Below are 15,768 nucleotides of genomic sequence, written 5' to 3' on the forward strand. Positions count from 1 at the left end.
TAAGGTAAACAAACGAAATAATCTTAATTCATTTCAACAAAAAGTGTTGAGGAATTAAACCCTCTGTGAGAGGTAAAGAATTAAAGCCTATGAGTACGAGTAAACATATTAGATTTTCGAGAAAAGATCCTGCAAAGTTTTTTAAAACTTTAAATAGTCGTGTAAATAATTATTTCCAAGAAAATCAAATTAAGAAAACTGGAAATTGGAAACTTTATCTTAAGACAGCAATTATGTTTGCTATCTTTTTAACGCCCTATTTTTTAATCTTAACTATTGATAACATGAATCAATGGTTGCAATTACTCCTTACCATTGTAACAGGAATTGGAATGGCAGGTGTTGGAATGAATGTAATGCACGATGGAAACCATGGTTCTTATTCTTCTAAAAAATGGATTAATAAAGTAATGGGTGCTAGCATTTATATTTTAGCTGGTAATGTATACAATTGGAAAGTGCAACACAATGTCCTTCATCATACTTATACTAACATTCCTGGTCATGATGAAGACTTAGACGCAGGGAGAATTATTAGGTTTAGTGAGCATGCAGAATGGAACAAAATGCATAAATTTCAGCACTTCTACTCTATCTTTTTATATGGCTTGCTAACAATAAACTGGGCCATTACGACCGATTTTAAGCAAATGAGAAGATACCTCAAAAGAAAACTTTCTTACGGTAAATTTCCTAATCCTGCAAAAGAGTGGAGCGTACTTATTATTACTAAGCTTATTTATATTACTGTTTGGATAGTTATTCCATTATTTTTTGTAGAGCTAGCGTGGTGGAAAGTTCTAATAGGCTTTTTTGTAATGCACTACACAGCTGGATTAATTTTAAGTATGGTATTTCAATTAGCACATATTGTAGAAGATGCAGACACTATTCTACCAGATGATATGGGTACTATAAAAAACACATGGGCCATACACCAATTATTTACCACAACTAACTTTTCTACTAAAAATAGAATTGTAAATTGGTTTACAGGAGGGTTAAACCATCAAGTAGAACACCATATTTTTCCAAATATTAGTCATATACATTACACAAATATTGCTAAAATTGTTAGAGAAACTGCAACGGAGTTTAATTTACCTTACTACGAGTATAAAACTACAAGAAAAGCTATAATTTCGCATTTCAAACATTTAAAAGCACTAGGTCAAAAACCTAAATATGTTTACAACTAAACCCATTTTCATTTTATGAAACAAGAATTATCTGAAAGAGTTTTAAACATGGCAACTTCTGCAACACTTGCCATGGCAGCAAAAGCAAGAGAATTAAAAGCTGAAGGAAAAGACATCATCGGCTTAAGTCTAGGAGAACCAGATTTCAACACTCCAGATTTTATTAAAGAGGCTGCTAAAGAAGCTATTGACCAAAACTACAACAGCTACTCTCCAGTTGATGGTTATGCTGACTTAAAAGCTGCCATTATAAATAAATTCCAAAGAGACAATAAGCTTACCTATACGCCAAATCAGATTGTAGTATCTACAGGAGCAAAACAATCGTTGGCCAATGTTGCACTTGCGGTTATTAATCCAGGTGATGAAGTTATCTTACCTGCTCCATATTGGGTAAGCTATTCTGATATTGTAAAAATTGCTGAAGGAGTTCCAGTAGAAGTTCAAACCTCTATTGAAAACGATTTTAAAATGACAGCAGAACAATTAGAAGCTGCCATTACTCCAAAAACCAAAATGATTTGGTATAGCTCTCCATGTAATCCTAGTGGTTCTGTATACAGCAAAGAAGAGTTAGAATCTTTAGCCGCTGTTTTGAGAAAACACCCAAATATTGTTATTGTTTCTGATGAAATATATGAACATATTAACTTTGGAGACGGACACACAAGCATTGCTTCTATAGACGGAATGTTTGATAGAACTGTTACTGTAAATGGGGTGTCAAAAGCATTTGCTATGACAGGATGGAGAATTGGTTACATTGGTGCTCCAGATTGGATTGCTAGAGCTTGTAATAAAATGCAAGGTCAAATAACTAGTGGAGCAAACTGTATTGCCCAAAGAGCTACTATTACCGCTCTTGAAGCTCCCGTAAGTAAAATTAAATACATGATTGATAAGTTCCATGAACGTAGAGATCTTGTTTTAAATCTATTAGGAGAAATAGAAGGATTCCAATTAAATGTTCCAGAAGGAGCGTTCTATGTATTCCCTAATATTTCTGATTTCTTCGGAAAAACAATAAAAGGTAAGAAAATTGAAAATGCATCTGATTTTTCACTATTACTTTTAGAAGAAGCAAATGTAGCTACCGTAACTGGCGAAGCTTTTGGAAATCCAAATTGTATTAGAATTTCATACGCTGCTTCAGAAGAAGAATTGATAGAAGCTATTAAAAGAATCAAAGAAGTTCTTTCATAAATAATTTCTTCAAAAAGTTAAAAATCCCGCTATCAAAAGAGCGGGATTTTTTTTACACAGAAACACAGGTTTAATTTCGGTAATCTAAAGCTGGGTTTCTATCTCCTAATAGTGGGATATATTTAAAATCATCACCTCTACGCTTATTAAATTCTTCTTTAGCCTTTTCCAGTAATTCTTTATCTTCAAATATATCAACAGCTGTCAGTGCAATTGTTTTAGCAGCAACAACCATCCCTTTATTCCCTATGGATGTTCCTCCACAGGCTACCGCTTGCCAACTATGAGATGGTGTTCCCGATACCCAAGTAGCTGCACGTAACCCTGCAGTAGGCAAAGTAAAACTAACATCTCCTACATCTGTAGAACCCCTAGCTTCCGATTCTGTTTTATAAGGCTCAACACCATTTACTGCAGCTATATCTGCCTTTTCATACCCTAAGGTAAGAGCTATCTTATTAGCAAACTTTGTTTCTTCGTCTGTATAGGCAACTCCTCCTACCTCAACCAAATTATCATACATTACTTTTTGAAGACTTAAATTTGGTAACAACTCATGGGTTCCCCCAATCATTTCATAATCTACAGTAGTTCCAGTGCCCATTGCAGCTCCTTCTGATGCTTTAACAATTCGGTCAAAAATATCAATCACCACATCTCGATGTGTATGTCTAGCATAATAATACACCTCTGCAAAATCAGGAACCACATTAGGAGCCTTTCCTCCATCGGTAATTACATAATGAATTCTAGCATCCTCAGGAATATGCTCCCGCATCATATTTACCATCATATTCATAGCTTCAACCCCATCAAGAGCAGATCTTCCTTTTTCTGGGAATCCTGCTGCATGTGCAGAAACCCCATAAAATCTAAATTTAGCCGATTTATTAGCCAGTGCTGCTCCAGCACTAGCGCTGTTGGAAGAACCAGGATGCCAATGCAGAACAGCATCCACATCGTTAAACAATCCTGCTCTTACCATATATACCTTTCCAGAACCTCCTTCTTCGGCTGGACAACCATAAAAACGGACTCTTCCTTCACGGTTATTAGATTTTAACCAGTTTTTTACTGCAATAGCTGCTGCCATAGATGCCGTACCAAAAAGATGATGTCCACAACCATGCCCTGCTGCTTTTCCTTCAGATTTTTTTTCAGCCAATCTCTGTTGAGACAACCCTGGTAATGCATCATACTCACCTAAAATCCCAATTACAGGACCTCCACTTCCATATTCAGCCACAAATGCAGTTGGAATTCCTGCCACTCCTGCTTTTACAGTAAACCCTGCTGCTTTTAAAGTTTTTTGTAATAAGGCAGTGCTTTTTTCTTCTTGATAACCCATTTCGGCATAATCCCAAATTTGTTGAGCTATTTCTCCATAGGAATCCTTTTTCCCATCAATTTCCACCAATAATCCCTGCTTTGTTTCTTGAGCAAAAGAAAAGCTAAAATTGATAATACATAATACAATTAATAGTTTACTCATTAGTTTTTAATTTAAAATTCATAGGAAATCCTAATCAACTACCTCGGGGCAAGCCCACAAGGTATTCAAAGGAAACAAATTTAATTCATTTCAACGCAGAGCCCTTCAGTAAACTCAGCACAGGCTCTAAGGAATTAGACCCTCTATGAGGGATTAATTATTTCTACTAAAAATTTCTGGCCAATTTTTTCCTCCCTCACGGGTAACCAACACTTGTCCTCCATCTCCTGCGGCATTTGAAAATTTTATAGTCATTTCCGAACCCTCTACTTTGATAATAGAATAATTATAACTTAGACTCCTTTGCGCTTTGTCCTTTGTAGTTACCATTCCTTCTTCATCTATATACACATCTCCAACTGGATTCAAAGAAGTACAATCCCAAACAATACTAATCCCATTTCCAGTAGCCTTTCCTCTATTAGTATAGCAATCTTCAAATTGTCCAAAACTCATATCACTAGATGCATAGGTACCCGATTGTTTTTCAGTCCATACCACTTCTCCCGTCAAGATATTACCAGAACACACTCCATCGCCTCCTGGTGCAGCCTTGGCATTAATAGTCTCATAGGTATGTGTACCTGCTAAACTTTCGGTAATTGCACATTTTATAATTGGAAAATATTCAAAAGGAGACAAGAAATAAGAACCCCCACTTACTGGACCACCAACATCGGTATTAGTAAATACCTCTCCATTTGTTAGCATTAAAACTAGACGAAATTCAAAACGATCTTCCCCTTGAATTTTGGATTCATCAATTCCTAAAGCTTCTACTAATGTTTTAGAAGAATAAGAAACTGTTGTTACAGGAAGTTCTCGATCGCCTTCTGAGAAATCTGAAACCGATAATTTTTCAAGTAACACCTCTTGCCCTCCTTGAGGAAAACGCTCCGCATCTGTAGCTTTATATTTAACATACACCTCAACACTTTCAAGTAAATCTCCTTTTTGAGCGTCTTGTTCTTCCAACATTAAAGTGTATTTAGAATTGGGCTCAAACATCTTCTCCTCATCGTTGTACAGCAAGCTATTATCCTGACTGATGGTACGTAAAATTGCTCCCGTACCAATATTACTTAGTACTTCATCTACAATCTTATCGTCGGTACTACAAGAACTCACTCCAAAAATGAGTCCTAAAACACCTACTACTATATATCTTATTTTTTTCATTGTTTTGCTATATTTTAATTGGCAATAGGAAAGTTTACATCTTTATGATTATCCCAGAACACTCTTGTTCTTACATCCGCTTTTTGACTTGTTGAAGAATTATTATTTACAAAATTTGACGGATAATAGAGCGACAGAATAAAACCTCCAGGATCCTTTTCAAGGTTTGGTTGTAAAGTAGTTGGATAGCCCGTTCTTCTGTAAAAATTATAGGCATCGGTTCCATTCCCAAACAAGGTCACCCAGTATTGTTCTGCTAAAACATTCCACTTTTCAGTTTCTGTGGTAGCATTTTCAAAATTAGATTTAATATTTTCTTCAAAATTAACAACATCTGGCAGCGTTGGGATAAAGCTTGTCGATGCGCTTGGATCTAGCTCCCCAAAAGACATTACTTTTTGCATGGATTTATCAATCCCTGAAAGCATAAATGCTTTAGCTCCATTGCCATCTCCATTAACCATAGCTATTTCCGCCTGCATAAAATCCACCCAAGACGCCAATAAAATAGGAGTAATTCCTGCGCCTGCACCCCCATCTCCGGGCAACACTCCTTCAAAACTATTATCGTCAAATTTTCCACCTGCTGGATAAACTCCATAAGTAGTTTTCAAAAAGCCATCTGGAGGCACTCCTGCATCCTGGCCATGATCTCTCCCCCAATAGCCATTTGGTAAATTACAAAAGGTAAATCCGCCATCTATATAATGCTGTGGCACAGGCTCTAAAGAACAAGAAAGCGCTTCTTCATTAGGTGAAATCTCTTGCCCTGGAACGGCATTTGTTTGTCTGTAAAAATAGTAGCGAACTCGAGGGTCTTGAGAAGAATTCATCAAATTCATAAACCAATTAGACATATATGCTCCCGACCCTGTATTGAGGTAATTACTAGCATAAAAAGGATGTCTTGAATCTGGCTGAACCTCATTCACCCCCCAATTAAAGGCAAAATCTTCATCATTTTCTTTTATGTAATTTCCTGAAGATACAATAGTATTGAATTTTAGAAGAGCCGCTCCATCTACCAATCTTTTTTGAAGATATATCTTCATTTTAAGAGTATTAGCAGCTTTTATCCAATTTCCCCAATTTCCATTGTAATAAAAATCGTTTTCTGGCTCAAGAACCACTTCTTTTTTGAAATTTGCAATTGCCTTATCTAGCAATTCTAATGCTGCAGCATAAATAGCTGCCCCCTCATCTACTTTAGGATTTAATATAGGTGTTTCTGCATTGGCCTGTAAAGCTTCAGAATAAGGTACATCACCAAAATAATCCACCAAAGTTACCATAGTACTAGCCTCTATTACCTGCGTCATTGCTATATGATGATACAACTCAAGCGCTTCAGCTTCTGACTTCATAGCCCTTATATTCGACAAAATTCCATTTATTTTTAGTCCAGTGGGTAATTCTTCTCCCCCATCTGCCTGATATGCTGTATTCCATTCTGTCTCCAGAAATGCTGGTGAAAACTCAGAAACATTCTGATAACTTCTTCCCAACATACTTTCAATCCGAACCAATCGTGCTCCATTTGCCCCCATTAAATGTGTAAAGGTTGCAAAATCGACCTGAACACTATTTAAAAAGAAATCGGTGCTAGACTGAGACAGTTCTAATTCGTTTGGATTATCTGATAAATCCAGTTCTGTAGTCTCACATGAATTTAAAGGAAGAAGACCTATTAAAAACAACTGAAATATATATTTTCTTACGCGTTTCATTATGCTATTTTTTTAGTATTAAAATGATGCTTTTATGCTAAACCCATATCTTTTGGAACTAGGCCCTGTAAGAAAGTCGAATCCACGACCGTTTCCTACTCCCAAACCTGCTTGATTAGGATCGTAATTAGTCCCTTCTGGTACATTAAGCGCTTTGTAATATAGATTGTAACCAGACACATTAAAGCTCAACGAACCCAAAGGTGTTTTTTCCAAAAATCTCTTTGGTAAAGAATACCCAAAAGAAACTTCCTGTAAGCGCACCACCGTTGCATCAAAAACTCCTAGCTCATTAGGCCCAAACAACACATTATTAAAATAATAAGTAGAGTTGTTTATCTGCTTCGTATTGGTTTCATAATCGGTTACTTCACCTTGAGCATTTCTAACTTCTTGCACTCCTGGTAAAATAAAAGTATTCAATCTGTCGTCCGTATCTGTTGTTAATCCTCTTCCTAATAAAGTAGAGGCTGTTGTTGCATAAATGTCGCCTCCTTTTGTATAATTCACCAAAAATGAAAAATTAAAGTTTTTAAACGACAGGTTATTTCCAATATTCAAAACCCAATCTGGATTAGGGTCTCCAATAATAAACTGACCGTTTTCAACTATATAATCTCCGGCACTATTTACTAAAAATTCTCCAGCATCATTACGTTTTATTCGACTCCCTACAATTACCCCTAAAGGTTCCCCTGTAATAGCTGCATTTCCTAAATCGCTAAAACCAGCGTACACAATAATATCTGTATCAGAACCTAGATCTACTACTTCCGATTTATTGACTGTAAAATTGGCATTTACATCCCAATTAAATCCATCGTCATAACCTCTTAAAATTGACACTCCTAAATCCACTTCAACACCATCTCCTCTTATTTCACCTACATTAGTTAATTGAGTGGTATATCCAGTGGTTGGATCTAAAGGTCTGTCAATAATTAAATCTGTAGTAGTTCTGGTATAATAAGACGCTTCCAAAGACACTCGGTTATTAAAAAATTTCGATTCCAAACCAAACTCTAATTCTCTTAAAAGCTCAGGTTTTAAATCGGGATTCCCCAATCTATTTGATACCGAATTTGTTACAATATCCAATCCTTGATCATTAAAAAATTGCGTATTAATATTTAAGGTTGACACTGTAGGATACCCTACAGGAAAGTTTGCTGAAGTACCATACCCTGCTCTAAATTTTAAATAATTTAATCCCTTCTCACTTTTTATACCTTTAAGAATTGTAGTAGGAACAAACGATACACTTACACTAGGATAAAAAATAGATCTATTTTCTGAAGAAAGATTAGACACCCAATCGTTTCTTCCTGCGAGCGTTAAATAAGCCCAACGATCATAATCAAAACTAAACTGACCATACACCCCTGTTATATTTCGTTCTTGATAATATTCTATTTCATCCTGTTTAGAAAAATTAGAATGTCTATAGACATCAAAAACCTCTTGTCCAGAGCTTGCTACACCAACTCTATTTAATTCCTCTCTTTTAGAAGTTGCTCCCAAGTTAAACTGCATTCCTATTTTTTCTGAAAGGTCATAATCTCCGTTTACTATAACATCGTGGTTATGAATTGTATTGGTGTTATTCCATGTTTGATAAATTCCACTTGCCAATGCCGCATCACTCTGTCCTCTACCTCCTTTGTTTTGCTGATTCACGTTGTTTTCGCTATACACATCAAGACCAAAACGATACAGTACATTTAGACGATCGTTAATATTGTAAATAACAGACGATTGTCCGAACACCCTATTTGTTATCTGACTTGCCTGCGCGTTGTGAACTGTCCATAGCGGATGCTGAATACTATTATTTTGACGATAATAAACACTCGATCCATCTAAGGGATTTTGATAAGGAAGCCCTATTAAGTCAACACTTCTAGGCGTAAAAAACAATGCTCCAAAAACCGATGACCCTGTACCAAAAGCACCGTTCCCATCTGACGCTGCTACAGGAGGTGTTGTATAATTAGTATTTGTAAAATTAATAGTTCCAGATACAGTAAATTTATTGGATAATTCGGCTCTTCCCCCAACCCCTAAAGTGTATCTTTTCAAGCTATTTCCTGGAGTAAACCCTTCGTCGTCCAAGAGTCCAAAATTTGCATTATAAGAAACCTTTCCATCACTTGAGTTTCCTCTAAAATTAATAGAATTGTTTTTTGCTGTTCCTGTCTTGAAAAAGTTTTCAACACTATTATAAGGCCGCCATTCGTATCGTGCTCCTTGATATTCTGGAAAAGCCTGCGGAATTCCCGATGAAGAGCTTGCAGTAGAATATGGATGCGCTAGAGTTCCGTTTTCATCAAACCCTACATTTGGGTTTGCATTAACTCCATTAGCCCAACCAGCTATACCATCTTTTTCAAAAGAAGGTCCCCAGTTACTAAAAAACCACCCAAAAGCCTGATCAAAACCATTTCCAAATTTATTGGTATAATCTGGCAGAGAAGCTATTTTATTAAAAAATATAGATGATGTTACTGTAATTTCATTCTTATTAGCAGTTTTTGTAGTGGCTCCATTTTTAGTAGTAATTAATACTACCCCATTTCGTCCTGCTGTACCATACAAGGTAGATGCAGCCAACCCTTTTAAAACATTTACACTTTCTATATTGTTAGGATCTAAATCTAAAAACCTACTAGACCCAGTATTCCCATTTACAAAATCATCATCTGCATTGCCGGTAGCAGCTCCAGAAGAATTTGTTTCACTAGCAAACGGAACTCCATCCACCACAAAAAGAGGTTGATTACTCCCGCTAAAAGAGCTATATCCTCTAATTACTACACTAGTTCCAGAACCAGACAAACCACTTTGTTGCGTAATATTTAATCCAGATGCTTTTCCTGATAGAACACGACCTATATCGCCTTCTGCTCGCTGCTCCAGTTGTTCACTCCCAACCTCAGCTACTGAATACCCTAAAGCTTGCTTCTCTCTTTTAATCCCTTGAGCTGTAATAATTACTTCATCCAAGGCTTGCGCATCTTCTTGAAGAGTAACATTCATAACTCCAAAAGCTGATACTTTTCTTTCCTCTGATCGTTGACCAACAAAAGAAAAAACTAAAACATCTCCTATAGAAACCTCTATATCATAGTTTCCATCGAAATCTGTTTGTGTTCCTATAGCAGTCCCCTTTACAACAATACTAGCTCCTGGTAATGGCATATTGTCTTGATCTGTAACAACTCCCTTTACTTTTTGAGTTTGAGCAAACATAAATTGAGTAAATAAAAATAGTGACAGTACTAAAATTCTATTACAATTTGTTTCCATTGAATATTTATAAGTTTATAAAACATAAACTTCTTAAAAAAAAGTTAAGTAAAAAATATTTGACTATTAATAAATTTTTCACATAAAAAGATACTTTTTTTATTATTATATTAAATATAACCATTAAAAATATACTAAAAACAAACAAATAGTGAATTAAAATCAATAAATATTTTTTGCATCTACATGATATTTATTCTAAGAATAACTGAAAAATCATTATTTTTAGAATAAAATCTATTTGATAGAATGAGAAAATAAATTTTTAAAGGAAATAAAAATTCTATAATTAAAAAATTTATGGAGTTTTTAAGGCTATGAAACGAATGAAGTTTGAATAAAAGACTAATTAAATTTATTGATCCATACATTTAATCAATAATGTCCGAGTTAAAATACAAGACCGCTTCGCTATAAGAAAAAAGACTAATTGTTAACTACCACAAAATATTCAGTTTAAAAAAACATTACTAAAATCCTCTTTTTATGCATTTCTATTAATAGTAAGCGTCTATTTTAGAAACATCATTTGAACCTTGATATAAGTGGAGTTTTATAAATTTCGTTAACCTTTATCGGACAACAATAAATCGAAATGTAAATTTTGAAATTAGAGGTTTTTGTAAAAAACAAAAAGAGGCTGCCTGAAAAGGCAGCCTCTTTTTTAACTTAATTCCCTCAAAATTTCATCATTGCGCTTTGAAGACTATTTTAAAGCAAATATGACAAAATAAAGACATCTAAATAAGGGGAATTTAGCCCTTTCTAATACTCTAAAAACAGGGTATATGAGTTCTCTAAAATTATCTCAAAGCAAACCTCAAATACCATAAATTCAACTCATTTTAATGTAAAACTCTTCAAAAAGCACATATTATAGACTATTGAGGAATTAAATCAGCTACGAGGGACTAAAAAAACTGTAACCAATTTATATATCTAATCGTCCATCCAATAAATAACTTATTAATTATGGAAAGACTATATCAAATTATTAAAACATATTTTATAATCCTATTCTTACTGTTTTTATCTTCTTGCAAGACAAGTAATAATTCTACAAATAAAAATTTAAGGAAGTTCCACAGAGAACATCCTGATTTATCATCAAAACTTGAAGCGCAAGTAAAAATCATTTATAAAGAAAAAGGATTACTTGGAGATTTTATTTTTGCAATAGTTGATGAAAATGGATTGGCATATTCATTCACTATAAATGACACTGTTTTAAGCGATAAAAAATCATCTTTTAACAACGATTCTCCAATCTATATTGCCTCTAGCACCAAAGCCTTTACAGGAACACTACTCAAAATATTAGAACAGAAAAAGATCCTCAGTTTAAACAAATCTCTTAATAATTACCTTCCCGAGTTAAATTATAAGGACAGTGTAGATACAAAGAAAATCTCCATTAAAAGTCTTTTAAATCACACACACGGTACATTTAGCACAAGTATGGCTTGGAAAACAGCTTTTTTAGGCTACAGCGGAAAGAACGAAGAATTAATACACGATTTAAACACCGACTTTCTTTATGACAAGTCTAGGGAATTTAGATATTCTAATGTTGGCCCAATCATAGCAGGGATAGTACTAGAAAAAGTAACGGGGAAAGCATGGAAATCTGAGATGAAAAATTATATTTTCGATCCCTTAAAAATGAAAAATACAAGTGCTTATGTAAGTAACTATCACTTAAAAAACATCTATCCATCTCTTACCGTCTCCAAAGAGAGAGGTCTCATTAAAAAAGATTTTTATAAAGAAGATATTACAATGCATGCTGCAGGGGGCATAATTTCTACTATAAATGATCTATCAAAATGGTTAAGCGCAAACATTAGAGAAGACACTATTTTACTGAATGAAAATTCTTGGCTAGACCTCCATAATCCGACTACCAGTCAGAATAAAAAATATTTTACATACCATCGAACTGGCTATAGCCTAGGATGGGATATAGCAGAATATCAGAAAGAAAAAATACTAACCCGTTTTGGAAATTTGGCAGGAATAAGCTTCCATATGTCATTTATGCAAAAGAAAAAAATAGGTGTTATTGCGTTTTCAAATGACAACAGAGCCTACTTATTACCGCACCTAATGGCAAATTACGCTTATAACTTGTTAAATGAATTACCAGCAGACAGTATTTTTTTGCGTGAAAAGCTAAAGTTTGATCAAAGTTTCAAAAAAGAGAATGAAATTACATACCCCAAAAATTCGCAACTCTTAACAGAAAACGACACCATAAATAAAATAGTAGGAATCTATAAAAACACAGAAAATTGGCCAACCATTTCTATTGATAAAAAAGACAATTACTACTTATTTAAGTGGGGAATCCTAAGTGGGAAAATTTACAGAAAAGAAGAAGGTGGATACCTATGTAATTTAGGAGTTTTTACAAGAGATTTTGAAATTAACAATGAGACACTTTCAACAGGATCTTTGATATACAAAAAAGTAGCGCTATAAAACTGCATTCATAAACAGATACAACTCAATAGCACTATTGAAACTATATAAAAACACCGTTACTTAAGTACGTTTCCAGAAAAAAGGAGAAAATAAAATAAGTACGGTAAATAACTCGAGCCTTCCTAAAAGCATTAAAAAAGAACACCACCATTTGCCAAGCATGGGTAGGGAATCGTAATTTGTTAACGGATGCAAAGAACCTAATGCAGGACCAATGTTTCCTAAAGAAGAAGCTGCACCTCCAATAGCCGATTCAAAATCCAACCCTAGAGCTCCTAATACTACTGCTCCAGTAATAAATAACAACATATAGATTATAAAAAACCCAAGGATATTATAAATGATATTTTCTGAAACAGTTTTCCCATTATATCGAACAGGAATTATTGCGTTAGGGTGCAAGGTTCGTTTAAACTCCAGCAATCCATTTTTAATCATTAATAAATGTCGTACTACTTTCACTCCCCCAGCAGTTGATCCAGCGGACCCACCTACAAACATCAATCCGAAAAAAACGATTGTCAGAAATGGAGTCCAACTTGTATAGTCTGCAGTAACAAAACCTGTAGTTGTAATTACAGAAATAACCTGAAAAAGAGCATGCCTCAAAGAACTCTCAGCAGCCCCTAAAACCATTGGATGGTATTCGCTTATTGGCACATTTGCCTTAAAATAAATTACAAGTGCAGCCACAATACTCACACAGAGCACCAATAGACCATAAAATCTAAATTCGTAATCGTTAATTACTTTTTGAACCTTTCCTTTAAACGCAAAATAGCTCAGTACAAAATTTGCACCTGCCACAAACATAAAAAAGATAACAATATATTGAATAAGCGGATTATCATTCCAATAAGCTAAACTTGCATTTTTTGTTGAAAAACCTCCTGTAGACAACGTAGCCATAGCATGATTTATAGCATCAAAAAAACTCATCCCAGCCAGTTTTAAAAGTAAAGTTTCTGCCAATGTATATCCTACATAAATAAACCACAAACGTTTGGCTGTATCTGTAATCCTAGGATGCAACTTATCGGCACTAGGACCAGGAGCTTCTGCTGCGAATAACTGCATCCCTCCAATTCCTAATAATGGTAATATTGCAATGGCAAGTACAATAATTCCCATTCCACCAATCCAATGTGTTGTACTTCGCCAAAAAAGAATACCTTCTGGAAGCACTTCAATATCATTTAATATGGAGGCTCCTGTGGTAGTGTAACCACTCATTGTTTCAAAAAAAGCATTTGTAACAGACGGAATTGAGCCTGTAAACAAGTAAGGCAACATTCCAGAAATTGTCATAAAAACCCATCCAAAAGAAACAATCATGTATCCTTCACGTTTTTTTATTTCCTTCTTATGATTTTTAGTACCGTACATCAATAAAATCCCTACAAAAATTGTAGTGATTCCTGCAAAACTAATCTCCAGAGTAGCGCCATCATTATAAAGACCACTAACAATAGCTGAAAGTATCATAAAACCACCATTACAAAGTAATAGCAACCCCATGAAGTGAAAGATTATTTTAGAATTTAGTCTTTTCATGAATTTTAAAGAAAAAGTTTTTCAACTCTAGAAATCGATCTTGGCAAGCAACATACTACTACTCTATCTCCAGCTTTGATTTCAAAGTCTCCGAGAGCAATAATACCTTCCCCATCTCTAATAACACCACCTATAATTGCAGAACGTGGGAAATCGACATCTTTTATTACTTTACCAGTTACATTAGAAGTTGGCTTTACAATAAACTCTAGCATTTCTGCATTTAGATTATTCAATTTGGTTAAAGCTACTACTTCTCCTTTTCTAATATGGCGAAATATATTATTTGCTGCTAGTAATTTTTTATTAATAAGGGTATCTATTCCAATGGATTGAGAAAGCTGGAAATAATCCATATTTTCAACCAAAGCAATTGTCTTCTTAATGTTTTTTGATTTCGCCATTAAGCAAGACATTATATTTGTTTCAGAATTTCCTGTAACTGCAATAAAAGCATCCATTTCGCTAATATCTTCTTCCTCCAAAAGATCTACATTCCTTCCATCTCCGTTAATTATTAATGCATTCGGAAGATCATCGGCTAAATCGAAGGCTTTACTTTTATCTTTCTCTATTAACTTCACTCTAAATTTACTACTACAAAGGTCTCGGGCAGTTTTAAATCCAATTTTACTTCCCCCAAGAATCATTACATTCTTTATTTCTTCCCTCGTTTTTCCAGTAAGTTTATAAAGTTCATCCACCCCCTCTTTTAAGGTAACAAAATATGCTTGATCTCCCTCTTTAAAAACAGTATCTCCACGAGGAATTAATGTGTATTGGGTTCCAAAACGCTGTATAGCAATTGGAACAAAATGTAATTCTGGAAAAATCCCTGCCGCTTCTTGCACAGATTTACCTACAAAAGGAGCGGTACGCTGCAAAGAAGTTCCAACCATAATTAACGCGCCATCTTCAAACTCATAACTATCGTTAAATGCAGATTGGTCTAATAATAATTGTATCTCTTCGGAAGCTAATTTTTCAGGAGAAATTACTTCATCAATTCCAAGCGTATTAAATTTTATCTCCTCCTTATAATGGATAAATTCAGTATTAGAAATTCTGGCAATTGTTCGTTTGCATCCCAATTGTTTTGCCAACAAACAAAGTGTAATATTTGTAGTTTCAGAAGCGGTAACTCCAATCATTAAATCTGAAGAATCTACTCTTGCTTCTTTTAAAACACTAACAGAAGTTGCGTCTCCCCTCAATACCTTAATATCTAAATGCGTGTCTGCATAATTTAGACTCTCCTTATCATTATCTATTAAGGTTATATCTTGAGATTCATAAGAAAGAAGTTTTGCTAAGTGAAATCCTACTTCGCCAGCACCTGCAATTATTATTTTCATCTGTTTATATTTATTAATTTCTCAATCTTCAGATAAAATACCCTTTTCATAATAATGGCTGGATTAGATACTTTTAGTGAGTATTTCATAGATTTACGCAAACTCTTAAAATACAAATATATATTAAATACCCGTTGTGCATTTAGAAAAAGTTGTGCAAACTGCTAAAATGCAGTAAATTGTAGTAACCACACTATAATTTATATGCACAACTTTCAAGCAAATTACGACAAAATCCTCAAGGTTTTAAAAGAATTGGATTGTAAAAT

9 protein-coding genes are annotated in these 15,768 nt (G+C 34.4%); 3 read left to right on the forward strand and 6 right to left on the reverse strand.

Annotation, left to right across the window (positions count from 1 at the left end):
* Window positions 1-89: 89 nt before the first annotated feature.
* Window positions 90-1,199 carry a fatty acid desaturase family protein gene (locus AC13CQ_RS08515; RefSeq protein WP_008612164.1) on the forward strand — a complete coding sequence of 370 codons (1,110 nt, stop codon included), beginning with the start codon at window positions 90-92 and terminating at the stop codon, window positions 1,197-1,199.
* Between the two features lie 15 nt (window positions 1,200-1,214).
* A complete protein-coding gene (locus AC13CQ_RS08520; protein ID WP_008612163.1) occupies window positions 1,215-2,402 on the forward strand; it encodes a pyridoxal phosphate-dependent aminotransferase in 1,188 nt (395 codons plus the stop codon).
* A 70-nt stretch (window positions 2,403-2,472) separates the two neighbouring features.
* Here AC13CQ_RS08520 and AC13CQ_RS08525 read toward each other — a convergent pair whose 3' ends face one another.
* From AC13CQ_RS08525 to AC13CQ_RS08540, 4 genes are all read right to left on the reverse strand, one after another.
* Window positions 2,473-3,894 carry an amidohydrolase gene (locus tag AC13CQ_RS08525; protein ID WP_456865235.1) on the reverse strand — a complete coding sequence of 474 codons (1,422 nt, stop codon included), beginning with the start codon at window positions 3,892-3,894 and terminating at the stop codon, window positions 2,473-2,475.
* Between the two features lie 153 nt (window positions 3,895-4,047).
* Window positions 4,048-5,073 (reverse strand): hypothetical protein, encoded by a 1,026-nt coding sequence (locus tag AC13CQ_RS08530; protein WP_474507568.1) that lies wholly within the window; start codon window positions 5,071-5,073, stop codon window positions 4,048-4,050.
* A gap of 14 nt (window positions 5,074-5,087) precedes the next feature.
* A complete protein-coding gene (locus tag AC13CQ_RS08535) occupies window positions 5,088-6,800 on the reverse strand; it encodes a SusD/RagB family nutrient-binding outer membrane lipoprotein (protein ID WP_474507567.1) in 1,713 nt (570 codons plus the stop codon).
* An 18-nt stretch (window positions 6,801-6,818) separates the two neighbouring features.
* The gene (locus AC13CQ_RS08540; protein WP_474507566.1) at window positions 6,819-10,106 is read right to left on the reverse strand and encodes a SusC/RagA family TonB-linked outer membrane protein; all 3,288 of its coding nucleotides are present in this window, start codon (window positions 10,104-10,106) and stop codon (window positions 6,819-6,821) included.
* 972 nt (window positions 10,107-11,078) lie between these two features.
* On the opposite strand from AC13CQ_RS08540, the gene AC13CQ_RS08545 reads away from it, so the two are divergent.
* Window positions 11,079-12,587 (forward strand): serine hydrolase domain-containing protein, encoded by a 1,509-nt coding sequence (locus AC13CQ_RS08545; RefSeq protein WP_474507386.1) that lies wholly within the window; start codon window positions 11,079-11,081, stop codon window positions 12,585-12,587.
* Between the two features lie 63 nt (window positions 12,588-12,650).
* Here AC13CQ_RS08545 and AC13CQ_RS08550 read toward each other — a convergent pair whose 3' ends face one another.
* Window positions 12,651-14,144, reverse strand: a complete 1,494-nt coding sequence (locus tag AC13CQ_RS08550) for a TrkH family potassium uptake protein (protein WP_335588553.1) — start codon at window positions 14,142-14,144, stop codon at window positions 12,651-12,653.
* A gap of 5 nt (window positions 14,145-14,149) precedes the next feature.
* On the reverse strand, window positions 14,150-15,499 hold the full coding sequence (gene trkA / locus AC13CQ_RS08555) for a Trk system potassium transporter TrkA (RefSeq protein WP_335588552.1): 1,350 nt from the start codon (window positions 15,497-15,499) through the stop codon (window positions 14,150-14,152).
* Between the last annotated feature and the right edge of the window lie 269 nt (window positions 15,500-15,768).

The sequence above is a fragment of the Galbibacter sp. L-19 genome, assembly GCF_056857615.1.